Origin of the sequence: Thalassobacillus hwangdonensis, assembly GCF_042675915.1 — a bacterium.
Classification (GTDB): Bacteria; Bacillota; Bacilli; order Bacillales; family Halobacillaceae; genus Thalassobacillus_A; species Thalassobacillus_A hwangdonensis.
On record NZ_JBHTKL010000001.1, the window covers coordinates 519,349 to 541,718 of the forward strand.

Consider the following 22,370-nt stretch of genomic DNA (forward strand, 5'->3'; position numbering starts at 1 on the left):
GTATCTTATGAATTCCAGGAAACATTCGCTGTTCGTATTCATCAATGCACTGCTAGGACTTGTCACCTGTTTCGGCTTCTTATATACATGGCTTGCTTTTGCATTTATGGAAAGCTTGCTTTCTTTACCGACAGTCCTGAGCCTTTTGATTTCTGTACTTTTGTTTATTGGGTGGAATGTATTCATGCTTCGCAATGAACGAAAGAAGTACTGGATCCAGGCATTATTTTCTTATGTAGCCACAATCGGGGTATTCATCTATTTTCTTAATTGAATTTGCAATGTAAAAAAATGCCCGTACAGCACGTATTAGTGACTGTGCGGGCATTTGTATATTCAAAGGGTGATTTCGAGATACTTAGGGCTCGTTGCCGAATCAGTGGATAGGGCGGCTGGGAAACTACTCGCTTTCCTGTGGGGGATCTGGCGAGCCTCCTCGGTCGTTTCACTCCCTGTGGGGTCTCGCCTTGGCCCTTCTCCCACGGGAGTCGCGCAGTTTCCCAGCCACCCACTGTATTTTGTTTAAAGATCCTGGTGCTGAATGGTTTTCTTAAAAATCAGGTTGCGAGCTCAATTAAAGCAACTTTTCTTAAGCCTGAAGAAATGTAAATCGATGTAGCCGGACCTCCAATGACTATCATCATACAGTGATACTGAGGTAGAACGGGAAATAAAAACAGAGTCTCTAATTAAGAAGAAGCTGCCAGGGGTATGCCTGACAGCTTCTTTCGATTAAACTATCTCAAGTTGTTTTCAGCTTTTTGATGAAAGCGGGGTCCGGTGTCACGAATAACGTCTGCTGATGGTCATAAATAACATAACCGGGCTTTGCTCCGGAAGGTTTTTTGACATGTTTGATCATCGTATAATCGACCGGGACAGAGGAAGACTTGCTTGATTTACTGAAGTTCGCAGCGAGTTGGGCCGCTTCAAACAACGTATCCTCGGAAGGGTCGCTTGATTTGATCACTACATGCGAGCCTGGGATATCCTTGGTGTGAAGCCATATATCATTTTTGGCTGCCATCCGGTTCGTCAGATGTTCGTTCTGCTTATTATTTCTGCCGACATAGATCGTTGTTCCGTCACTGGATTCATAGATTTCAGGCTGTGGGACGCTGGATTTGGATTTTTTCTTGCGGTTTTGCACTTTCTTTTTAAGATAGCCTTCTTCCCTCAGCTCTTCTCTGATTTCTTCAATATCCATCTCGCGTGCGCTTTCCACCTGTTGGATCAACTGATCGAAGTAATGGATCTCTGTTTCCGCTTTTTTAATCTCTTCCTGGACGACCTGTTTGGATTTTTTCATTTTGTGATACGTCTGGAAATATGCCTGGGCATTTTCACTAGGTGTCTTATTCGGATTCAATTCGATCGTCATTTCACTTTGTTCAGGATCATAATAATCGATGACGTTGACAGATTCATCACCTTTTTTAACAAGGTGGAGGTGAGCAGTCAACAGCTCTCCGGCTTTTTGGTACACATCTGCTTTTTCCGCTTTTTTCAACGTCTGTTCATGTTTTTTGATCTTCCGTTTGTTTTTGTCTCTTTCGTTTTTCAGGAACCGATAGAGGTCTCCAGCCATTTGCTTGACACGATCCCGCTCCGCCTTGCCGGAATAATAGCTGTCCAGCATCTCACTGACCGTCGTGAATGTCTCTTTTTCATGATCCATCGTGGTCAGTGGCAGTACATAGAAAGCATCCTTATTGCCGTGATAGATTGCTGGCTCATATTTATGATGCTCCAGCGATTCTCTCAGCCACTCAAATGCTTTGAAATATGCTTCCTGGTTTCCAAGGTATGCTTTTGCTGCGATTTCCTTCGTAATCATCGGGGAGCAACCCATCAATGTATCGAGAATCTGTTTGTCCATCTTGCCTGCGTTGAAGTCCAGCTTGCGCACAAATGATTCCGGCTCTAACTCAAGAGGGTTCCATTTTCCTTGATCAGGTGGCAGGACATAAGGCTGTCCTGGCATTACCGTACGGTGACGGTTTTGTGACGGGGGCAGGTGTTTGATGCTATCAAGGATATGTCCCTTTTCACCATCGGCCAACAGTATATTGCTGTGTTTACCCATCACTTCAATGATCAACGTTTTCTTTGATTCATCGCCAAGTTCATTCCGAGTTCTTACGTGGAATTTCACAATGCGTTCCATACTTACTTGTTCAATATCTTCGATGAACCCTCCGACTAGATGCTTACGAAGCAGCATACAAAGCATCGGTGGTTCTTTAGGATTCTCATAATTATCTTCTGTCAGATGGAATCGTGCGTAGTTAGGATGTGCAGAAAATAATAAGGAATGGTTTTTCCGATTGCTGCGGATTGTAAAAATCAGTTCTGTATCTGTAGGTTGATAAATTTTCATGATTCGCCCTGAGACGATCTGATTGCTGAGTTCATTGCTGATCGCTCGGGTGACGATACCGTCAAATGCCATAGTTGTCACCTCTCCATGCAATATAGTATAGCACGAGCAGACATGCTTACTCTATGGTCGTCCGTTAAATTATTGAAATCGATCCGTACCATTTTCTTAGGAGTCATCCGCCGATTTTGATAGAATGGTGATGGATACAAGATAAGGATTGGATGTGAACGTAATGGTTACAAGTATGACTGGTTATGGTCGTTCTGTTTCACAAGTCGGGGACGGGAGGTTGACGGTCGAAGTCCGTTCGGTGAACCACCGTTTTCTTGATCTGTCCACGAAGATGCCAAGAAATCTATTATTCCTTGAAGATACGATGAAAAAGCTGGTAACCAATCATATTCTGCGCGGAAGAGTAGATATTTTTGTTACAATAGAGGGAAAGGATCTAGTAGAAAAGAAGCTTGAAGTGGACTGGGACCTGGTCGACCAATATGTGAAGCATCTCCAGGAAATTAAAGATCGGTACGACTTGACTGGTACCATGTCGATTGATATCGTTACAAAGTTGGAAGATCTTTTTCAAATACAGGAAGTGGATCAGGATGAAGAGCGAGTAAGAAAAGTGATCATCGACACGCTTGAAGATGCGTTGACTGTACTTACGAGCCTGCGTCAACAGGAAGGCGATGCTCTTCGGATCGACTTGGAGAAGCGACTGAAATCAGCTCACAGCCTTGTAGCAGAACTGGAGAAACGTCGAAAAATCGTCAGTGAAGATTACCGCGAACGAATCAAAACTAGAATAGAAGAATATGTGAGAGAAGATTGGAAGCTTGAGGATACACGAATCCTTCAGGAAGTCGCCCTGCTCGCAGAAAAAGGCGATATTTCCGAAGAAGTGACCAGGATGTATGCTCACCTTGATCTCTTCGCCAAAACGATGGAAGAACAAGGTTCAATCGGAAGAAGGCTTGATTTTGTCGTCCAGGAGATGCACCGGGAGGTCAACACGATCGGTTCAAAGTCGAATGATATGGAAATCAATCATGCGGTAGTGTCACTCAAAAGTGAAATTGAAAAAATGAAAGAACAAGTGCAAAATATAGAATAGGATTGTGAATCCACTACTATTTCTCATATAATAGAACTATTGATAGGACACGTCGTTTATGGGTGTCGTTAGGAGGAGCCGTTTTGAGTCTAAAGTTGATCAACATCGGATTTGGAAATGTAGTTTCAGCAAACAGGATCATCTCCATCGTTTCACCGGAGTCCGCTCCGATTAAACGTATTATTACCGTCGCGCGCGACAATAATAAATTAGTAGATGCTACATATGGCCGCCGCACACGTGCAGTCATCATCACAGATAGTGATCATGTGGTATTATCGGCTGTACAGCCGGAAACGGTAGGTCAACGTGTGTTGAGCCACGAAGATATTTCGGATGAAAATTAGGAGGACTTGAAGTGATTGAAGAGAAGGGGATTTTATTTATCCTTTCCGGCCCATCAGGAGTCGGAAAGGGAACAGTGAGAAAGTCGCTGTTCGAACAATCGACGGACTTGCGTTATTCCGTTTCCATGACGACGCGCGGTCCTCGAGAAGGCGAAGTTGACGGTGTCGATTATTTTTTCAAGAGCCGTGATGAGTTTGAAAAGCTTATTTCCGAAGGGAAAATGCTTGAACACGCAGAGTATGTAGGCAACTATTATGGAACGCCACGTGACTATGTGGAAGAGACGCTTGAAAGTGGCAGGGACGTTTTCCTTGAAATAGAAGTACAAGGCGCACTACAAGTGAAAGAGAATTTCCCACAAGGAGTATTCATATTCCTTATTCCGCCAAGTCTTGAAGAATTGAAAGACAGGATTGTAAGCCGTGGTACTGAAACAGAAGAAAAAGTGAAAAACCGACTTCGGACCGCAAAAGAAGAGATCGACATGATGGATGCATATGACTACGTGGTCGTTAATGATGAAATTGATAACGCTGTGAAAAAAGTGCAGTCTATCGTCGTCAGTGAACATTGCAAACGGGAAAGAGTCGCAAAACAATATAAGAAAGCATTGGAGGCAGGTCAATCATGATGTTAGAACCATCTATCGATTCCCTACAGAAAAAAATCAAATCCAAGTACACGCTTGTAACTCTATCTGCTCGTCGTGCACGCGAATTGCAGCAGGAAGGAATCCCGATGATCGAAAACCCTACTTCACACAAATTCGTTGGAGTGGCGCTCGAAGAGATTCAGGACGGAAAGCTGGACTACAGCTTTTCAGAAAATATTCAAGAACGTCAATAAATCAAACGAAAATCAAAGGAAAAAGCCGCGCGTAATGACCATTGCAGCGCGGCTTTCCTTGTAACGTTAGAAAACGTTTTATAGTTGGAGGCGATTACATGCTGAAAGGTAAAAGAATCTTATTAGGTGTATCTGGAGGAATCGCAGTCTATAAAGCAAGTGCCCTTACGAGTAAGCTTGTACAGGCTGGGGCAGAGGTACGGGTCATCATGACGGATAGTGCAAGGGAATTCGTCACGCCTCTTACATTCCAGGCATTATCGAGAAATCCTGTTTATACAGATACGTTCGACGAAAAAGATCCGCAGAACATCGCACATATCGACCTTGCTGACTGGGCGGACCTGATCCTCATTGCACCCGCAACAGCGAATATCCTAGGTAAAATGGCAAATGGAATTGCAGATGACATGCTTTCCACTACCTTGCTTGCGACAGAAGCTCCAGTCTATGTGGCTCCGGCTATGAATGTACATATGTATGCCCACCCCGCTGTGAAGAAGAACATGCAGACGCTCGAAGCATGGGGGTACCGCTTCATTGAACCGGGAGACGGCTATTTGGCCTGTGGATATGTCGGGAAGGGTCGCCTTGAAGAACCGGAAACCATCGTGGAAGTACTTGCTGGAGAAGTAGCTAAGGACAGGTGGCTTACTGGTAAGAAGGTGCTGATCACAGCAGGTCCTACCCAGGAAAAAATCGATCCCGTCCGTTATTTCACTAATCCATCTTCAGGGAAAATGGGGTTTGCATTAGCAACGGCAGCAGCCCACCTTGGAGCTGAAGTCACGTTGATTGCAGGACCTGTTTCGTTGGAAACTCCAGCCGGGGTGAACCGCGTCGATGTCGTGTCAGCAGAGGATATGTTCAGGGAAGTCGATCTGCGGTTTAACGAGCATGACATCATAATCAAGTCTGCTGCAGTTGCGGATTATCGACCGAAGCTGACTTATGAAGACAAAATGAAGAAACAGCCTGGCAATTATAGGCTCGAGATGGAACGTACCACCGATATTTTACAGACGATTGGACAAAAGAAGACGCACCAGTTCCTGTTGGGATTTGCAGCTGAAACCGTCGACGCCATCGAATATGGCAAGAAGAAAATGAAAAAGAAGAACCTCGATGCCATCGTTGTAAACAATGTGAAGGAAGACGGTGCGGGGTTCGGTCATGATACGAATACAGCAACCTACATCGACCGACAATTACAGGAGCACCCTTTGCCGAAAATGCCTAAGACTCAATTGGCTGATGAAATTTTCCGTCTGATGAAACATGACATTACAGGTGATGTCCATTGAATATAGCCAGAGTGATTGTCGATGTACCATCTTTTCAGACCAATCGTCCATTTGACTACCGCATCCCTGACAGGTACGAAGGGGTCATCCAACCCGGAATGAGAGTGATCGTACCATTCGGACCCAGGAAAATCCTTGGATATGTGGTCGGTCTGACAGATGAAACGGATCTCAATAGATTGAAGCCGGTGGAAGAACTGCTTGATCTGCAGCCTGTACTTACAACTGAGTTACTGGGCCTTGGAGATTGGATGGCGGAGCAGACTTTGAGCTTTCGTATCTCCGCACTGCAGGTCATGCTTCCACAAGTATTGAAGGCAAAATATAAAAAAGAAGTGTGGAGAAACGAAGGGGAAGATCTGCCTGAACAGTTCGAGCGTTTATTCGCAGGAAGAGATGGGATCGATTTCACTGAGTTCGAACGTTCAGGCATCAGTTATCATCAGCTTCAAAAACTGGTGCAGGATGGTTCGATAGAAATTGAGTACATCGTGAAAAGCAAAGAGTCCAAAAAGACGACCCCGATGATTCAGCCTGCCAAAAGCCCGATCGAATTGGAAGAAGCATTGGTCGACCTCACGAAATCGGCACATAAGCAAAGGGATCTTATCGAGCACTTCATTTCAGAACCGGAACCTGTCCCGAAAAAGCTGCTGGTGGAGTCATTCCAGACGACTGCAAGTACGATTAAGACATTGATGGATAAAGGGCTTTTAGAACAATTCAATCAGGAAATCTACCGTGATCCGTACAAAAACCGATCGTTTGAACGTACCGAGGCGTTTGAACTGACCGAGGAGCAGGAAGAAGCGATTGCACCGATCCTCGATGTGTTAGAGAAGAAACAACATGAAGTGATGCTGCTACATGGCGTTACCGGCAGCGGAAAGACAGAGGTGTACCTGCAATCGATCCAGCAGGTCATCGATCAGGGGATGGAAGCAATCATGCTCGTTCCTGAAATTGCATTGACTCCGATGATGGTGGAACGGTTCAAAGGAAGGTTCGGCTCACGAGTGGCTGTTTTACACAGTGCGTTATCTGCGGGTGAAAAGTATGATGAATGGCGCAGGATCCAGCGTGGAGAGGTCCAGGTGGTTGTCGGTGCAAGGTCTGCGATTTTTGCTCCTTTCACTAAGTTAGGCATCATCATCATTGATGAGGAACATGAGACAAGCTACAAGCAGGAAGAGAACCCCAGGTATCATGCCAGGGATGTAGCGGTTTACAGGGGGGAACAGCATCACTGTCCAGTCATCCTTGGAAGTGCTACTCCGAGCCTGGAGACATTTGCCCGTGCGAAGAAAGGCAATTATCGGATGCTCTCACTTACGAAGAGGATGAATGAAGCCAGCATGCCAGAAGTGGAACTGATCGATATGAGAGAAGAGCTCCATGCGGGTAACCGATCGATGTTCTCAAGAGTGTTGAAAGAAAAAATTGAAGATAGACTGGCAAAAAAAGAACAAGTCGTGCTTTTCCTGAACAGACGTGGGTACTCCACATTTGTCATGTGCAGAGACTGTGGGTTCGTCATCGAATGTCCGCATTGTGACATTACGATGACGTATCACCGTAAACAGGAGTCACTTAAGTGTCACTACTGCTCCCATGAAGTTTCCATGCCTAGTGAATGCCCTGAATGTGAAAGTGATTCGATCCGGTATTTCGGTACAGGTACCCAGAAAGTCGAAGAAGTATTACAGCAGCTCTTGCCTGAAGCACGTGTCGTTCGGATGGATGTGGATACGACAAGAAGAAAAGGTGCGCATGAAAAGCTGCTCGGTGAATTTGGCCGGGGAGAAGCGGATATTCTGTTAGGTACGCAAATGATCGCCAAAGGGCTCGATTTTCAGAATGTAACTTTAGTCGGTGTCATGACCGCTGATTCATTGTTGAATATTCCTGATTTCCGTTCAGCAGAGAAAACCTTCCAGCTCCTTACACAGGTCAGCGGACGAGCGGGAAGGCACACAAAACCGGGCGAAGTCATCGTCCAGACCTACACTCCCGAACATTACAGCATCGAACTTGCAAGTACCTACGATTACCATCAATTTTTCAACCAGGAAATGCAGCTGCGGAAGGCGTTCCGTTATCCGCCGTACTATTTCATCACTCTAGTAACTGTGTCTCATCCGAACCAACTGAAAGTGCAGGAAGTGACACAGAAAATCGTCGCCTTCATGCGTTCGAAACTTTCCGAGGAGAGTGTGACCCTCGGTCCGACGCCTTCCGCGTTGACCAGAATCAAAAATAGATATCGATACCAATGCATGATAAAATACAAACATGAACCTGAGCAGCGGAAATTGTTGAAACGGATCTTACAGTATTATGAGGATGAGTTGAAACAGGACCAGCTTCAAATCTCGATCGACTTTCAACCATACCAGCTGATGTAAGAGAGGAGTTACTAGTCATGACGACAAAAATAGCATTTATGGGTACACCGGATTTTGCAGTGCCTGTATTGGAACAAATCATCGAAGACGGATACGAAGTAGTCGTAGTCGTGACACAGCCGGATCGTCCTAAAGGAAGGAAGCGTGTGCTGACACCACCTCCAGTGAAAGAGGCGGCAGTAAACCATGGCATACCGGTTTTCCAACCTGAAAAAATTAAGAACGAATATGAAAAGGTGTTGGAATATCAGCCTGACCTGATTGTAACGGCAGCTTTCGGTCAGATTTTGCCGAAGAAGCTTCTTGAAGCCCCTGAATTTGGTTGTATCAATGTGCACGCCTCGTTATTGCCTGAACTTAGAGGTGGAGCACCGATCCACTATTCGATTATCCAGGGTAAGAAAGAAACGGGAGTTACGATCATGTATATGGTGGAGAAGCTGGACGCAGGTGACATGCTTTCCCGAATCAAGGTGCCGATCGAAGAACATGATCATGTAGGTACACTGCATGATAAGCTTTCTATCGCAGGTGCAAAGCTATTGCATGAGACTTTACCTAAACTCCTCAATGGTGAAATCACCCCGGAAGTTCAGGACGAAAGTAAAGTGACCTTCGCCTCCAACATTAAACGGGATCAGGAAAGAATCGACTGGACCCGTAATGCTTCGGCAATCTATGACCACATCAGAGGTCTCCACCCTTGGCCAGTGGCATTTACTTCCTACAATGGGAAACCGATGAAAGTATGGTGGGGAGAAAAAGTCGGGGCAATTAAGGAAGGCACTCCTGGAGAGATCATCGACATCCAGGAAGACGGCTTTGTCGTAGCAACGGGAGATGGCAATGGTATAAAAATAACCGACCTGCAGCCATCAGGGAAAAAACGGATGGCGGCTGTGGACTTTCTGAACGGGGCAGGAAGCAGCATGAACGTTGGAGAGAAGTTAGGAGAATCCCATGAGTAAGTTCGTATTAAGAGAGACAGCACTGGATCTGCTTACCCGCATCGGGGAAAATGGAGGCTTCAGCCATGTGCTGCTTGATAAAGCAATCCGTCAGAAAGAACTCTCCGATCGTGATGGCTCCCTATTGACCGAAATCGTGTATGGTACATTGCAAAGAAGAGATCTGCTTGATTTTTACATGCAGCAATTTGTGGACAAGAAAAAGAAATTGAAGCCTTGGGTCAAATGGTTGTTGTACATGTCGCTTTATCAGATGAAGTTTCTCGATAAAGTGCCTGATCACGCCATCATCCACGAAGCAGTAGAGCTCTCAAAAAAACGTGGCCATAAAGGGATCGCTTCACTCGTCAATGGAGTGCTGAGGAATGTACAACGAAGTGAGCTGCCTGATGTAGCTGAGATTTCCGATCCGATTGCGCGCCTGGCTGTAGAAACAAGCCATCCGAAATGGATGGTCGCCCGCTGGGTGGATATGTACGGATGGGATCAGACGAGGGAAATGTGCTTGGCAAACCTGCACCATAAACCGATGTCGATTCGAGTACAACCGTTAAAAATGAGTCGGGAAGCAGTCATTGACCGATTGATCCAGGATGGATATGAAGCTGTAATCTCGAAATTGTCACCTCAGGGATTAATCATCACGAAAGGCAATATCCTGAAACACGCATTGTTCAATGAAGGTGTACTGACAGTCCAGGATCAAAGCTCGATGCTTGCAGGTGAAATGCTCGGAGTGGCTGAAGACATGACGGTACTCGATGCGTGCAGTGCTCCTGGAGGAAAGACGACCCACCTTGCTGAAAAGATGAAGAATCAGGGTCGGATTTATGCCTATGATCTGCACCAGAAAAAGGTCGATCTTGTCTCAAAGAAGGCAAAGCAGCTTGGTTTGGATATCATCCAGACAGGACAAGCGGACAGCAGGCAATTACTGGACAAGCACGAGAAAGAAACGTTCGATCGGATCCTTCTTGATGCGCCTTGTTCGGGACTTGGCGTGCTGAGAGGCAAACCTGATATCAAATATCATAAGCAGGAAAAAGATATACTGGCACTTTCATCTATTCAGGATGAATTGTTGGAATCCGTTTCTCCTTTGTTGAAAAAAGATGGTAAACTTTTATATAGTACATGTACAGTAGACGAAGCAGAGAATGAACAGGTCATCCGCCGGTTTTTGAAAAACCATCCTGATTTTATGGTGGACCCGGACTTCTTTGAGGAACTGCCAGGGCAGGTGAAAGATGCACCTGGATTAACAGCCTATGGATTGCAGTTATATCCGCAGGATTTCGATACGGATGGATTTTTCTTGTGTCGACTTATCCGGAAACCATAGAAGAAGCATGCGCAGCAGTGCAATTGCAGACCTTGTTACGATGACGTAACCAATTTGATGAGGTGAAACCATGAACGGATATTTTTTGACAGATCGAGGTCAAGTCAGAAACCACAATGAAGACGCTGGTGGCTTGTATATGAATGCAAACCACCAGACACTTGCAGTTGTGGCAGACGGTATGGGTGGTCACCGCGCAGGAGATGTAGCCAGTGAAATGGCTGCATCCAACCTACATAAAAAATGGCAGACAGCTGAGAAAATGACCACACCAGAGCAGGCTGAGGACTGGCTGGACCTTGCAATCAAAGAAATAAATGAAGAGATTTTTTCCTATGCTACAGAAAATGAAGAATGTAAAGGAATGGGCACGACTGTCGTTGCCGCTATCTGCACCACTGACTTCGTGACGATTGCACATATCGGTGACAGCAGGTGCTATTTAGCAAATGCCTATGGCTTCAAACAAGTCACCGAAGATCATTCCTTAGTGAATGAATTGGTAAGATCGGGACAAATCACAAAAGAAGACGCGGAACATCATCCAAGGAAAAACGTATTGTTGAAAGCGCTTGGAACAGAACAGCACATCTCGATGGATGTCCATACGCTTGGCTGGGAGGAAGGAAATACACTACTTCTCTGCTCTGATGGATTGACGAACAAACTTGGTGACGAAGAATTGTATGCTCTTGTCAAAGATCCTATCGAGCTTGAGGAATTGGCCAAGCGGCTGATCGATGTTGCGAATAGCCGTGGAGGAGAAGACAATATCACGTTGGCATTGGTTCATTATGATTCCCAACAGTCGAAAGTGGGGATGAATGATGCTCCATAACCGCCTACTCAATGACCGATATCGAGTGAAGGAAATGATTGGCGGAGGCGGAATGGCGAATGTCTACCTTGCACAGGATACGATTCTTGAACGTGAAGTAGCCATCAAAGTACTGCGGCTAGAATATGGCAACGATGATGAGTTCATCGCAAGATTCCATAGGGAAGCACAGTCTGCAATCAGTCTTGCACATCCGAATATCGTCAATATATTCGATGTCGGTGAAGAAGAAGATATTTATTACATGGTCATGGAATATGTAGATGGCATGACTTTGAAAAAATACATACAGCAAAACGGACCAGTCGAAGTATCGGAAGCACTGCAGATTATGAGCCAGATCACATCTGCGATCAGTCATGCCCATGATAATGGCATCGTCCACAGGGACATAAAGCCTGAGAATATCCTGATCGATCACTATGGTCAAGTGAAGGTGACCGATTTCGGAATCGCGATGGCATTGAGCGCAACTGCTTTGACCCAGACGAATTCCATCCTCGGCTCTGTTCATTACCTTTCACCAGAACAGGCGAGAGGTGGAATGGCTACGAAGAAGTCCGATATTTATTCCCTCGGTATCGTCATGTTCGAACTGTTGACAGGGCGACTGCCATTTTCCGGTCAGTCTGCGGTATCGGTGGCACTGAAACATCTTCAGAATGACACACCATCCCTAAGAAGATGGAATCCAGACATACCTCAAACTGTAGAAAATGCTGTATTGAAAGCTACTGCGAAAGATCCATTCCATCGATATGAAACGGTTCACGACATGGAGATGGACCTGGAGACCGCTCTCGACCCTGAGCGTTTTGACGAAGAACCATTTACTCTTCCTGAAGATGACGATATGGAAAAAACGAAAGCAATCCCGGTGATAACGCAAGAAGCTTTCGAGAATCATAAGACAGATAAGACGATCATCCACACCAATGGTGGATCAACGAAGAAACCGGGAGAAACAAACAGCCCACCTGACAAGAAGAAAGAGAAGAAGAAAAAGAAAAAGCTATTGCCGTGGCTGCTTTCCATTCTCGCTATATTGATCATCGGCGGTGTTGCTGCTCTATTCATCGTTCCAGAAATGATGAAACCCGATGATGTCGAAATGATCGATGTTACCGGAATGGAGTATGAAGAAGCATACAGCGAACTGTTGAAACTGAATTTGGATGTAGAGCGTGAACAGAGGTATTCGGAAGATGTAGAAGAGGGTATTGTCATAAGTACTCAGCCTGAAGAAGGCAGTGTCATAAAAGAAGGAAAAACCGTTACGGTAATTACCAGTCAAGGAAAAGAAAAAGTCATCTTCGAAGATTATACAGGATCAGATTTTGAAAAGACGAAAAGTGAATTGGAAGCATTAGGATTTGAAAGTATTACAAGCATCCCTGTTTCAAGTAGTGAAGTGGAAGAAGGCATGATCATTGAACATGGATCTCCCCTCGCTGATGCAGAAGTGGTACCTGAAGATACAAGAGTATTTTTCAGAGTAAGTACAGGACCACCCTATGTCGAACTTGAATCATTGATCGGCATGTCCCAGGATGAGGCGGTTGCTGCGCTTAAGGATAAGAATCTGAATGAAGAAATTACTGAAGAATTTTCAGATGAGGTTGAAAAAGGATATGTCATCCGCCATGAACCTGGCGAAAATGAGGATGTACGTGAAGGATCTACTGTCGAACTCGTCGTTTCGAAGGGACAGGAGAAAAAACCTCCAGTAACCGTCCAGAGAGAAGTAACCATTCCTTATGATCCTCCTGAACAGGACAATGGAGATGGACAAGATGGTGAAGGGGATGAGGATACCCCGCCGGAAGAACAAGAACCTGTCGAACAGGAAGTGCTAGTGTATATCGGTGATATGGAAAATAACATAGAAAATGTTAAGGACCAGTTCACGATTACAGAAGAGCGGACATACCAGATGACATTTTTGATCGCACAAAATACAGAAGCAGCATACCGGATTGTAGTCGATGGAGAAACTGTTTTAGAAGATACGATTCCATATCAGGAAGGTGAATAAATGCGTGTAGGGAAGATCATCAAAGCTTTAAGCGGATTTTACTATGTGTACTCAGATGGCCAAGTATTCCAATGCAAAGGGAGAGGCGTTTTCAGAAAACGGAAAGTGACGCCACTTGTAGGGGATGAGGTAACTTTTGAAGCTGATAACTTGGAAGAGGGATATATCCACAGTATCGGAGACCGGAAAAATGAACTAGTACGGCCTCCCATCGCAAATGTGGATCAAGCCTTGATCGTTACATCCGCAGTACAGCCTGCGTTCAACAAGCTTTTGCTTGATCGTTTCCTTGTACTAGTAGAGGCGAACCACATCAATCCAGTACTCATCTTTTCAAAAATGGACCAGTTGGAGCCTGAAAAGGAAGCTGGAATCGAAGCAAGCAGGCAAATGTATCAAAAAGCAGGGTATCAGGTTATCCTTTCATCAATGGAAGAGCAGGAAGCTCTAAAGGAAATCAAAGCGCTTCTCGACGATAACATCACCGTGATTGCAGGGCAGTCAGGTGTAGGTAAATCATCATTGCTCAATGCGCTGAACCCCTCACTCTCCATTGAAACGAATGCGATTTCTGAAAGCCTTGGAAGAGGGAAACATACGACGCGACATGTTGAACTGTTTACAATCGGCACTGGGCTAGTCGCCGATACTCCTGGATTCAGCTCGCTTGAATTCCAGGATATCGAGCTGGAAGCACTGCCGGAATGCTTTCCGGAGTTCAGGGAAGTGCAGCATTTGTGCAAGTTCAGAGGGTGCCTGCACAACAAAGAACCGAAATGTGCGGTGAAAGAAAACGTTAAGCAAGGTGAAATCGATCAACAGAGATATGATCACTATTTGCTGTTCTTGGAAGAAATTCAGAATAGAAAGCCGAGGTATTGATTATGACAAAAGTTGCACCATCAATTCTATCTGCAGACTTTGCAAAATTAGGGGAAGAAATCCAGGATGTAGTTGAAGGAGGGGCGGATTATATCCATGTCGATGTCATGGATGGACATTTTGTTCCGAACATTACAATTGGTCCTTTGATTGTAGATGCCATCCGTCCGGTGACAGACCTGCCGTTGGATGTACACTTGATGATCGAAGATCCGGATAAATACATTGAAATGTTTGCGAAAGCAGGAGCGGATTACCTTACCGTTCATCAGGAGGTTTCTCCACATTTGCACCGGACCATCCAGCTTATCAAAAGTCACGGAGTGAAAGCCGGGGTTGTCATCAATCCATCCACTCCAGCAGAAGCAATCAAACCGATCCTTCAGGATGTTGATCTTGTTCTGTTAATGACCGTGAACCCCGGATTCGGTGGCCAATCATTCATTGAATCTGTTGTACCAAAAATTAAACAGATAGCAGACTGGCGAAAAGAAATGGGCCTCTCATTCGAAATCGAGATTGATGGAGGCGTCAATAAAGATACTGCAAAACTTTGTGTTGATGCTGGAGCGGATGTACTTGTCGCTGGCAGCGCCGTCTTCAACAAAGCTGACCGTAAACAGGCAATTGCTGATATAAAAGAAGCTTAACAGAAGCCGCACATTCCGACTGGACATGTGCGGCTATTTTTCAACTTCGGAGACATGACTGCATGTCCGATTCGATTCATAACTGGAATAAAGGAGTAATATAATGAAGAGAGTAGCAATCGTCGGTGGTGGTCCGGCAAATTATGTGCCATCATTGGAGGCATATCAGCAAGAAGGAATGGTTTGGATCGGCGCAGATCAGGGAGCGGAAGTTTTAATGAAGCATAACCTTCCTATCAAACTCGCAATTGGGGACTTCGACTCGATTTCTCCGGACCAGCAAAAGCAGGTTCAGGAGTATGCGGATGAAATGGAAGTGTTTCCTTCTGAAAAGGACGAAACGGATATGGAGCTTGCACTTCAAGCTGCCATTCACATGCGACCTGATGAGATCCTCTTGTTTGGAGTAACAGGAGGCAGATTCGACCATACAATGACAAATGTACAGTTATTGACTCGCCTGATGGAAGCGGGCACCGTTGGTAGGGTGATCGATGTTCAGAATCAGATCGAACTGCGATATCCTGGAACCTATCACGTCCCTATGGATTCTGATTATCCCTATGTATCTTTTCTTCCACTCAGTGAGCAAGTGGAGCGTTTGTCTTTAAAAGGCTTCTATTATCCTTTGGAAGATGAAACCATACGGATGGGGTCGACGATTTGCATATCGAATAAGCTTGTTGAAGAATATGGTACTTTTTCATTCGACCAAGGCATACTTATGATAGTAAGGAGCCGAGACTAGTACTGGGACTGAAGTGTGACCGCACTTGATTTGGAAAAGAGGAGGGGGACTCATTGAAATTTTATACGATTAAACTCCCAAAATTCATTGGTGGCTTCGTAAGAGCAGTCATCGGTACCTTTAAAAAGGGGTAACAAAAAAAGCACCTGATATGGTGCTTTTTTTGATTATATGGAAATTTATAGAGCAAATGGAATTTTAGGGAGATCACTTCAGTAAGTGTGTCCCCATGTTAAGAGTCCTCTAATAAAAAGAAAAACGAAGGTTTCCTGAGAAGGAAGCCTTCGTTTTTCTATATGTGTCTTACACGCGCTCAACTTTACCTGATTTCAATGCACGGGCAGAAACATAAACTTTTTTCGGTTTGCCGTCAACCAAAATGCGTACTTTCTGTACATTTGATTTGAATTTACGTTTATTAGCGTTCATCGCATGTGAACGGTTGTTACCTGAAGTCGTTTTACGTCCAGTTACAACACATTTACGTCCCATGGTAATCCCTCCTAGTGCTACATGTATATCTTGAAATACTTATACAATGTATCATATAGTATGGGGAAATGCAATATAACAGATGAAATATATAAAGAATTTTATCTTGACAGATGAACGGAATTCCCCCACAGTATTAGGGGGGTATAATTAGTCATACGTGTGCGGTTTCGTTGGCGAATATGCTAGTCCTTTAAGCGTAAACCTATGTTATAATGAAATGACTAAAGTAATATGGCGAAGGAGGATATTTTAATGTCCGTAGATATGAATACGAAATATGGCCATGTAACAATAACAAATGAAGTGATCTCCACCATTGCAGGAGGAGCAGCAGTAGAATGTTATGGTATCGTAGGCATGGCATCCAAAAATCAACTTCGTGATGGAATTGCTGAAATCTTACGTAAAGAGAACTTTTCAAAAGGTGTCGTCGTCAGACAGGAAGAGGATGACCTTCATATTGATATGTATATCATCGTAAGCTATGGCACGAAAATTTCTGAAGTTGCACACAACGTACAATCCCAAGTGAAATATACATTGAATAAAACAGTCGGACTATCCGTTAACTCCGTCAACATTTACATTCAAGGAGTTCGAGTATCAAAAGAAGACTAACTGGAGAAACAGACTAGCCAGAAGATGAAGAAGGAGGAAGCGGGCGTGACGGTAAATAAGTTGGATGGCAAGACGTTCGCCGAAATGGTGCTGGCAGGTGCCACACATTTAACGAACAATGCCGATATGATAGACGCTTTGAATGTATTCCCTGTACCAGATGGGGATACAGGTACGAACATGAATTTATCCATGACCTCGGGTGCAGAAGAAGTCAAGAATGTCAGTGAGGACCATGCTGGCGTAGTAGCTCAGGCATTCGCAAAAGGTCTTTTGATGGGGGCTAGAGGTAACTCTGGCGTCATTCTTTCCCAGCTTTTCAGAGGATTCGGGAAAGAAGCGGAGCACAAATCCGCATGGACGACAAAGGACTTCGCAGACTCCCTGCAGGCAGGAGTCACAACTGCATACAAAGCAGTTATGAAACCTGTGGAAGGAACAATTCTGACGGTTGCAAAAGATACCGCCAAAGCAGCTGTAGAAGCTGCAAAGTCTGAAGAGGACATGATCCTTTTCATGGAGACTGTGGTGAAAGAATCGAAAGCATCCCTGAAACGCACCCCTGATCTGCTCCCTGTCCTGAAGGAAGTCGGAGTTGTCGACAGCGGTGGGCAAGGCCTTGTAACCATTTATGAAGGATTCCTTGCGAGCCTGAAAGGTGAAGAGCTGCCGGCTGTACAGGAAAATGTGAAGATGGACGAGCTTGTAAATGCAGAGCATCACAAGCTGGCTCAAGATTTCATGAACACGGAAGATATCGAGTTCGGCTACTGTACAGAGTTCATGGTCAAGTTCGAAGAAGATAAATTACAGGAAACGCCATATGACGAAGAGCAGTTCCGTCAGGATCTAAGTGAACTGGGAGACTCCCTGCTTGTCGTGTCTGACGAAGAGCTGATCAAAGTCCACGTCCATGCTGAGTATCCTGGTAAGGCGATGACACTAGGTCAACGTTACGGCAGCCTGGTCAATATGAAAATTGAAAACATGCGTGAACAGCATACTTCCATCGTAGGCGATAAGAAAGAAAAGAAAGCCGAAGCCAAAAAAGCGAAAGCTGAATATGGTATTGTTACAGTAGCTATGGGTGATGGATTGAAAAAATTGTTCGAAAGCCTCGGCGCTACTGTTGTGATCCAGGGTGGACAGACGATGAACCCAAGCACGAAAGATATTTCCAACGCCATCGAAGAAGCACATGCGAAAAACGTAATCGTCCTGCCGAATAACAAGAACATTGTCATGGCTGCAGAACAAGCGGCAGATATTTCCGAGAACGACGTCATCGTGGTTCCTACGAAATCCATTCCTCAGGGAATGAGCGCAATGCTTGGCTTCAACCCTGAAGCTTCTTTGGATGAAAATAAAGAAGAAATGTCTGAAATGATGAAACAGGTGAAAACCGGACAGATTACGTATGCCGTACGAGATACGCAAATCGAAGGCATGACGATCGAAAACGGTAATTTCATGGGGATCCTTGATGGTAAAATCAAGTCCACCAATAAAGATAAAATAGAAGCAGTACAGGAACTGCTGAAACAGATGATCGATGAAGATGAGGACGAGATCCTTACCATCCTTCGCGGTGAAGAAGCCACTGATGAAGAAGTGGAAGCGATCGAAGCATTCATTGAAGAGAATTTTGAAGATATCGAAGTGGAAACCCACCAGGGCGACCAGCCGATCTATTCTTACATCTTCTCGGTAGAATAACCAATAAATCCCACGCCAACTTAAGGTGTGGGATTTTTATGTTTATAAATAATTCAATTGAATGTAAGGATGTATTTGTAGTGAGATGACTTTACCTTGGAAGTGGTATGGGTGTTGGGCAAATGACTCGCTTTCCTGCGGGGGAACTGGCAAGCCTCCTCAGGCAGCGCCTTCCGGGGTCTCGCCTAGCTCCTTCTCCCGCGGGAGTCTCGCCATTTTCCCAACCCCCATATCAAAGAATGATCCGTTCAACTAAAAATATTAGTTGAGGTTGTTTGGAATCTGATTTTAATAGAATAAATCTTCACATCAAGGTTCTGGTAATAAATCTTTCAATTCATTAGGTCGTTTTAAAAGAAACGGTTGTGTGGCTTGGAGACGGCCAGACTCCCGCGGGAATAGATTGGCTGGCAAGACCCCACAGAGCGAAAGCTCGAGGAGGCTTGACGTCATCCCAGCAGGAAAGCGAGTCGTCTCCGAGCCGCACCAAATGCTCATAATGCCATGGCCCTCATTAATTCGAAGATGTAATGCACAGATTCGCCTAAATATAAGAAAAAGGAACTTCCATTTGGAAGTTCCTTATGTTTATAAGAATGGTGCGATATATCAATGTCCGAGTGATCGTAACACCAGATCAGCAAGGAACATCATTGCGATAAGCACGACTGGAAGCGACAATTCTTTGCGCTTGCCAACTGCCATCTTCACGAATGGATAGGCAATGAAACCGAACGCCATTCCATCTGCAATCGAATACGTGAATGGAATCATCACGATAATCAAAAACGCAGGCATGGATTCGGATAACTTATCCAATGGGATTTCCTTGATACTCTGGACCATCAACGCACCTACAATAATTAAGATAGGGCTGATAGCAGTAGTCGGTACCATCGAAATCCAAGGAATCAAGAAGATGGTGGACAAGAACAAACCTGCCATGATGACTGCTGCTCTACCTGTTTTACCTTTGGATGCAATCACTGCAGCACTTTCCGCAGACGAAACTGTCGGAGATGTGCCGAGAAATCCGCTCGCAAGTGACGAAAAGGCAGTAGCCTTATATGCACGCTTGAACTTTGACTGGTCTCCGAGCATATCCAGCTGCCCGTGGATCAAGCCCATGTTTTCAAAAATAAGCACAAGGGCTAACGGGAATACCGCCATCCAGAAAGTGATATCCGTAATGGACGCGAATGAAGGCATCCAGAAGAATGTAGCATTGTCCATGGACACTTGCTTTCCAGGTTCACCTACAAGACCAAAAGCATATGCAATAGCTGTACCGACGATGATGGTGATCAGGAAGTTTCCTGGTACATTCCGTGTAAACAGCAAGATTGCAATGAACAAGGTCAATATACTCGCGATTACTACAGGAGAGGACGGGTTCCCCAAGGCAATCAGAGAGTGTTCTCCCCGAACGACCAAGCCGCCTTTCTCGAGACCTATGAATGTCAGAAACAGACCAAGTCCAACTGTAATTCCATGCTGTAAGGAGCTTGGAATGGCTTTTTTAAGCCAGTCACCTACTCTAGTATAAGCAGTGAAAAGAAAGATCGCTGATGCAACGATGACGACTGCAAGCCCTTCGCGAAAGTCCATACCTGTTCCTTCAACGACGGTGTACGCGAAAAATGCATTCAATCCCATACCTGGTATGAGCACCATTGGCGCATTCGCCATAAGTCCCATCAATAGACAGCCTACGAAACTCGCCATGATGGTAGCAATCATTCCATTTTCCAGTGAGATGCCAGCATCACTCAAAATTGAGCCATTCACGGCTACAATATAGACCGTGGTGAAATAACCGATGATTCCAGCGACGATTTCATCTTTCCAGTTCGCCGGTTTCACTCCGTTAGAGTGGTTATTGAGCATTTGAATCTCCTCTATTAATTTGTAGCCCTCTCCCACCCGGTTGTCTGACAACCCACAAAATCCAATTATAAACGGCATTCACCTAAATGGCAACTGTGAGATGAAAAGAAGCGAATCGTGCGGATCTATGCTAAAATGGGATAGAATGACTCTTGTTTAAGTAAACGTTTTCTCGATAGAATAGGGATAGTTTGTATAGGATGGTGAAACGATGAAGTTTAAATCTGTATTTGATATCATCGGACCAGTCATGATCGGTCCTTCCAGTTCACATACAGCAGGTGCTGCACGGATCGGACGAGCTGCGCGTAATCTGTTCGGCAGAGAGCCAAAGTGGATCAATGTCCATCTTTATGGTTCGTTTGCAAAGACATATAAAGGCCATGGCACAGATGTAGCTATTGTCGGCGGCCTATTGGATTATGATACATTCGATACGAGGATCAGCAGTTCCCTCGAAACAGCAAAAGAAAAGAAAATCAAAGTCAGCTTTTTTGAAGAGGATGCGCATACGGATCATCCGAACACAGCAAGGATCAAAATCGGTGATGACGACGGTGATTTGGAACTTGTCGGCATTTCTATCGGCGGAGGAATGGCAGAGATAACCGAATTGAATGGCTTCGAGCTGCGGTTATCAGGAAGTCATCCGGCAATATTGCTGATCCATAATGATCGTTATGGAGCGATTGCTTCCGTGACTTCGATCCTTGCCAAGCATGAGATCAATATCGGTCATATGGAAGTTTCAAGAAAAGAACAAGGTAAGGAAGCACTAATGGTGATTGAAGTCGATCAGAATGTCGACGATGTGGTTCTTAAAGAATTGGAAAGAGCAGATCACATTTTACAAGTCGCAAAAATTGTAGACTGAAAATAGCATCGATTCAGAAAGGAGCTAGATTATGTTTCGTAATGTTGCTGAACTAGTTGAATTGGCAGAAAGTGAAGGCATTCAAATATCTGAAGTAATGATTCGCCAGGAAATGGAAGTCCGTGAAAGAACTCGTGAAGAAGTAGTTGGACAGATGGAACGGAATTTGGATGTAATGGAAAAGGCGGTCGAAGATGGCCTTAAGGGAGTCAAATCTCACAGTGGATTGACAGGTGGAGACGCCGTTCTTATCCAGAAATATATGCAGGAAAAAGAGCCGCTGTCCGGGAATCTTCTTATGGATGCAGTAAGTAAAGCGGTTGCTACGAATGAAGTCAATGCTGCGATGGGAACGATTTGTGCCACACCTACTGCAGGAAGTGCAGGATGTGTACCTGGTACATTGTTTGCAGTCAAAAATAAATTGAACCCGACACGGGAGCAGATGGTGCGATATCTGTTCACTTCAGGCGCATTCGGGTTTGTCGTAGCGAACAATGCTTCCATTTCAGGTGCTGCTGGTGGATGTCAGGCAGAGGTAGGTTCAGCGGCTGGAATGGCTGCTGCTGCAATCGTTGAAATGGCTGGCGGTACACCGTCGCAATCTGCTGAGGCAATGGCAATTACACTGAAAAACATGCTCGGACTCGTTTGTGATCCTGTTGCAGGGCTCGTCGAGGTTCCATGTGTCAAACGTAATGCGATGGGGGCTTCGAATGCAGTGGTAGCTGCCGACATGGCACTTGCAGGTGTGACAAGTCGTATCCCGTGTGATGAGGTTATCGATGCCATGTACAAGATTGGTCAGACGATGCCAGTCGCATTGCGGGAGACAGCACAGGGAGGTCTCGCCGCTACACCTACAGGGCGTGAGCTCGAAGCAAAAGTGTACGGAATTTCATTGAAGAAAGAGTGAG

General features: G+C 45.0%; 22 protein-coding genes. 19 read left to right on the forward strand and 3 right to left on the reverse strand.

Features of this window, described 5'->3' with window-relative positions; genetic code table 11:
- Positions 1-7: 7 nt before the first annotated feature.
- Complete coding sequence (locus tag ACFQ2J_RS02775) at positions 8-274, forward strand: hypothetical protein (RefSeq protein WP_386056366.1); 267 nt, start codon at positions 8-10, stop codon at positions 272-274.
- A gap of 468 nt (positions 275-742) precedes the next feature.
- Here the strand turns inward: ACFQ2J_RS02775 and ACFQ2J_RS02780 are convergent, their stop codons facing one another.
- Positions 743-2,452, reverse strand: coding sequence for an Rqc2 family fibronectin-binding protein (locus ACFQ2J_RS02780; RefSeq protein ID WP_386056368.1), 1,710 nt, complete (start codon positions 2,450-2,452; stop codon positions 743-745).
- A gap of 163 nt (positions 2,453-2,615) precedes the next feature.
- Here ACFQ2J_RS02780 and ACFQ2J_RS02785 point away from each other — a divergent pair, with 163 nt between their 5' ends.
- The 14 genes from ACFQ2J_RS02785 (at position 2,616) to spoVM (ending at position 15,997) form a co-directional block, all read left to right on the forward strand.
- Positions 2,616-3,497 (forward strand): YicC/YloC family endoribonuclease, encoded by an 882-nt coding sequence (locus tag ACFQ2J_RS02785; protein ID WP_386056370.1) that lies wholly within the window; start codon positions 2,616-2,618, stop codon positions 3,495-3,497.
- Positions 3,498-3,580: 83 nt separating this feature from the next.
- Positions 3,581-3,844, forward strand: coding sequence for an extracellular matrix/biofilm regulator RemA (gene remA / locus ACFQ2J_RS02790; protein WP_386056372.1), 264 nt, complete (start codon positions 3,581-3,583; stop codon positions 3,842-3,844).
- 11 nt (positions 3,845-3,855) lie between these two features.
- Positions 3,856-4,476, forward strand: coding sequence for a guanylate kinase (gene gmk / locus ACFQ2J_RS02795; protein WP_386056374.1), 621 nt, complete (start codon positions 3,856-3,858; stop codon positions 4,474-4,476).
- On the forward strand, positions 4,473-4,691 hold the full coding sequence (gene rpoZ, locus ACFQ2J_RS02800) for a DNA-directed RNA polymerase subunit omega (RefSeq protein WP_386056376.1): 219 nt from the start codon (positions 4,473-4,475) through the stop codon (positions 4,689-4,691). The genes gmk and rpoZ overlap by 4 nt, the downstream gene beginning before the upstream one ends.
- Positions 4,692-4,789: 98 nt before the next feature.
- Positions 4,790-5,995: a bifunctional phosphopantothenoylcysteine decarboxylase/phosphopantothenate--cysteine ligase CoaBC gene (gene coaBC, locus ACFQ2J_RS02805; RefSeq protein WP_386056378.1), complete on the forward strand. Its 1,206-nt coding sequence runs from the start codon at positions 4,790-4,792 to the stop codon at positions 5,993-5,995.
- Positions 5,992-8,400: a primosomal protein N' gene (priA, locus tag ACFQ2J_RS02810; RefSeq protein ID WP_386056380.1), complete on the forward strand. Its 2,409-nt coding sequence runs from the start codon at positions 5,992-5,994 to the stop codon at positions 8,398-8,400. Before coaBC ends, priA begins: the two co-directional genes overlap by 4 nt.
- 17 nt (positions 8,401-8,417) lie before the next feature.
- The gene (gene fmt, locus ACFQ2J_RS02815; protein WP_386056382.1) at positions 8,418-9,368 is read left to right on the forward strand and encodes a methionyl-tRNA formyltransferase; all 951 of its coding nucleotides are present in this window, start codon (positions 8,418-8,420) and stop codon (positions 9,366-9,368) included.
- Positions 9,361-10,710 carry a 16S rRNA (cytosine(967)-C(5))-methyltransferase RsmB gene (gene rsmB, locus ACFQ2J_RS02820; RefSeq protein ID WP_386056384.1) on the forward strand — a complete coding sequence of 450 codons (1,350 nt, stop codon included), beginning with the start codon at positions 9,361-9,363 and terminating at the stop codon, positions 10,708-10,710. Before fmt ends, rsmB begins: the two co-directional genes overlap by 8 nt.
- 70 nt (positions 10,711-10,780) lie before the next feature.
- Positions 10,781-11,548, forward strand: coding sequence for a Stp1/IreP family PP2C-type Ser/Thr phosphatase (locus tag ACFQ2J_RS02825; RefSeq protein ID WP_386056386.1), 768 nt, complete (start codon positions 10,781-10,783; stop codon positions 11,546-11,548).
- Entirely contained in the window at positions 11,538-13,583 is a 2,046-nt protein-coding gene (gene pknB / locus ACFQ2J_RS02830) for a Stk1 family PASTA domain-containing Ser/Thr kinase (RefSeq protein ID WP_386056388.1), read from the forward strand. The genes ACFQ2J_RS02825 and pknB overlap by 11 nt, the downstream gene beginning before the upstream one ends.
- On the forward strand, positions 13,584-14,465 hold the full coding sequence (gene rsgA, locus ACFQ2J_RS02835) for a ribosome small subunit-dependent GTPase A (protein WP_386056389.1): 882 nt from the start codon (positions 13,584-13,586) through the stop codon (positions 14,463-14,465).
- A 2-nt stretch (positions 14,466-14,467) separates the two neighbouring features.
- On the forward strand, positions 14,468-15,115 hold the full coding sequence (gene rpe, locus ACFQ2J_RS02840; protein ID WP_386056391.1) for a ribulose-phosphate 3-epimerase: 648 nt from the start codon (positions 14,468-14,470) through the stop codon (positions 15,113-15,115).
- Between the two features lie 103 nt (positions 15,116-15,218).
- Positions 15,219-15,863 carry a thiamine diphosphokinase gene (locus tag ACFQ2J_RS02845; protein WP_386056393.1) on the forward strand — a complete coding sequence of 215 codons (645 nt, stop codon included), beginning with the start codon at positions 15,219-15,221 and terminating at the stop codon, positions 15,861-15,863.
- 53 nt (positions 15,864-15,916) lie between these two features.
- Positions 15,917-15,997, forward strand: a complete 81-nt coding sequence (spoVM, locus tag ACFQ2J_RS02850; protein ID WP_037985670.1) for a stage V sporulation protein SpoVM — start codon at positions 15,917-15,919, stop codon at positions 15,995-15,997.
- Positions 15,998-16,166: 169 nt separating this feature from the next.
- Here the strand turns inward: spoVM and rpmB are convergent, their stop codons facing one another.
- Positions 16,167-16,355 (reverse strand): 50S ribosomal protein L28, encoded by a 189-nt coding sequence (rpmB, locus tag ACFQ2J_RS02855; protein ID WP_205092053.1) that lies wholly within the window; start codon positions 16,353-16,355, stop codon positions 16,167-16,169.
- Between the two features lie 255 nt (positions 16,356-16,610).
- Between rpmB and ACFQ2J_RS02860 the strand changes: the two genes are divergently transcribed.
- Both ACFQ2J_RS02860 and ACFQ2J_RS02865 read left to right on the forward strand, forming a co-directional pair.
- Positions 16,611-16,976 carry an Asp23/Gls24 family envelope stress response protein gene (locus ACFQ2J_RS02860; RefSeq protein ID WP_386056395.1) on the forward strand — a complete coding sequence of 122 codons (366 nt, stop codon included), beginning with the start codon at positions 16,611-16,613 and terminating at the stop codon, positions 16,974-16,976.
- A gap of 45 nt (positions 16,977-17,021) precedes the next feature.
- Positions 17,022-18,692: a DAK2 domain-containing protein gene (locus ACFQ2J_RS02865; RefSeq protein WP_386056397.1), complete on the forward strand. Its 1,671-nt coding sequence runs from the start codon at positions 17,022-17,024 to the stop codon at positions 18,690-18,692.
- Between the two features lie 609 nt (positions 18,693-19,301).
- Here the strand turns inward: ACFQ2J_RS02865 and ACFQ2J_RS02870 are convergent.
- Positions 19,302-20,579, reverse strand: coding sequence for an NCS2 family permease (locus ACFQ2J_RS02870; protein ID WP_386056399.1), 1,278 nt, complete (start codon positions 20,577-20,579; stop codon positions 19,302-19,304).
- 211 nt (positions 20,580-20,790) lie between these two features.
- On the opposite strand from ACFQ2J_RS02870, the gene sdaAB reads away from it, so the two are divergent.
- Both sdaAB and sdaAA read left to right on the forward strand, forming a co-directional pair.
- On the forward strand, positions 20,791-21,453 hold the full coding sequence (gene sdaAB / locus ACFQ2J_RS02875) for an L-serine ammonia-lyase, iron-sulfur-dependent subunit beta (RefSeq protein WP_386056401.1): 663 nt from the start codon (positions 20,791-20,793) through the stop codon (positions 21,451-21,453).
- Positions 21,454-21,484: 31 nt separating this feature from the next.
- Entirely contained in the window at positions 21,485-22,369 is an 885-nt protein-coding gene (gene sdaAA / locus ACFQ2J_RS02880; protein WP_386056403.1) for an L-serine ammonia-lyase, iron-sulfur-dependent, subunit alpha, read from the forward strand.
- Position 22,370: the final 1 nt, after the last annotated feature.

Excerpts from the sequence above, each read along its gene's own strand:
- ACFQ2J_RS02775 (WP_386056366.1), top strand. The coding sequence starts at position 8 with ATGAATTCCAGGAAACATTCGCTGTTCGTATTCATCAATGCACTGCTA.
- ACFQ2J_RS02780 (WP_386056368.1), bottom strand. The coding sequence starts at position 2,452 with ATGGCATTTGACGGTATCGTCACCCGAGCGATCAGCAATGAACTCAGC.
- ACFQ2J_RS02785 (WP_386056370.1), top strand. The coding sequence starts at position 2,616 with ATGGTTACAAGTATGACTGGTTATGGTCGTTCTGTTTCACAAGTCGGG.
- rpoZ (WP_386056376.1), top strand. The coding sequence starts at position 4,473 with ATGATGTTAGAACCATCTATCGATTCCCTACAGAAAAAAATCAAATCC.
- coaBC (WP_386056378.1), top strand. The coding sequence starts at position 4,790 with ATGCTGAAAGGTAAAAGAATCTTATTAGGTGTATCTGGAGGAATCGCA.
- fmt (WP_386056382.1), top strand. The coding sequence starts at position 8,418 with ATGACGACAAAAATAGCATTTATGGGTACACCGGATTTTGCAGTGCCT.
- rsmB (WP_386056384.1), top strand. The coding sequence starts at position 9,361 with ATGAGTAAGTTCGTATTAAGAGAGACAGCACTGGATCTGCTTACCCGC.
- ACFQ2J_RS02825 (WP_386056386.1), top strand. The coding sequence starts at position 10,781 with ATGAACGGATATTTTTTGACAGATCGAGGTCAAGTCAGAAACCACAAT.
- pknB (WP_386056388.1), top strand. The coding sequence starts at position 11,538 with ATGCTCCATAACCGCCTACTCAATGACCGATATCGAGTGAAGGAAATG.
- rsgA (WP_386056389.1), top strand. The coding sequence starts at position 13,584 with ATGCGTGTAGGGAAGATCATCAAAGCTTTAAGCGGATTTTACTATGTG.
- rpe (WP_386056391.1), top strand. The coding sequence starts at position 14,468 with ATGACAAAAGTTGCACCATCAATTCTATCTGCAGACTTTGCAAAATTA.
- ACFQ2J_RS02845 (WP_386056393.1), top strand. The coding sequence starts at position 15,219 with ATGAAGAGAGTAGCAATCGTCGGTGGTGGTCCGGCAAATTATGTGCCA.
- rpmB (WP_205092053.1), bottom strand. The coding sequence starts at position 16,355 with ATGGGACGTAAATGTGTTGTAACTGGACGTAAAACGACTTCAGGTAAC.
- ACFQ2J_RS02860 (WP_386056395.1), top strand. The coding sequence starts at position 16,611 with ATGTCCGTAGATATGAATACGAAATATGGCCATGTAACAATAACAAAT.
- ACFQ2J_RS02870 (WP_386056399.1), bottom strand. The coding sequence starts at position 20,579 with ATGCTCAATAACCACTCTAACGGAGTGAAACCGGCGAACTGGAAAGAT.
- sdaAB (WP_386056401.1), top strand. The coding sequence starts at position 20,791 with ATGAAGTTTAAATCTGTATTTGATATCATCGGACCAGTCATGATCGGT.
- sdaAA (WP_386056403.1), top strand. The coding sequence starts at position 21,485 with ATGTTTCGTAATGTTGCTGAACTAGTTGAATTGGCAGAAAGTGAAGGC.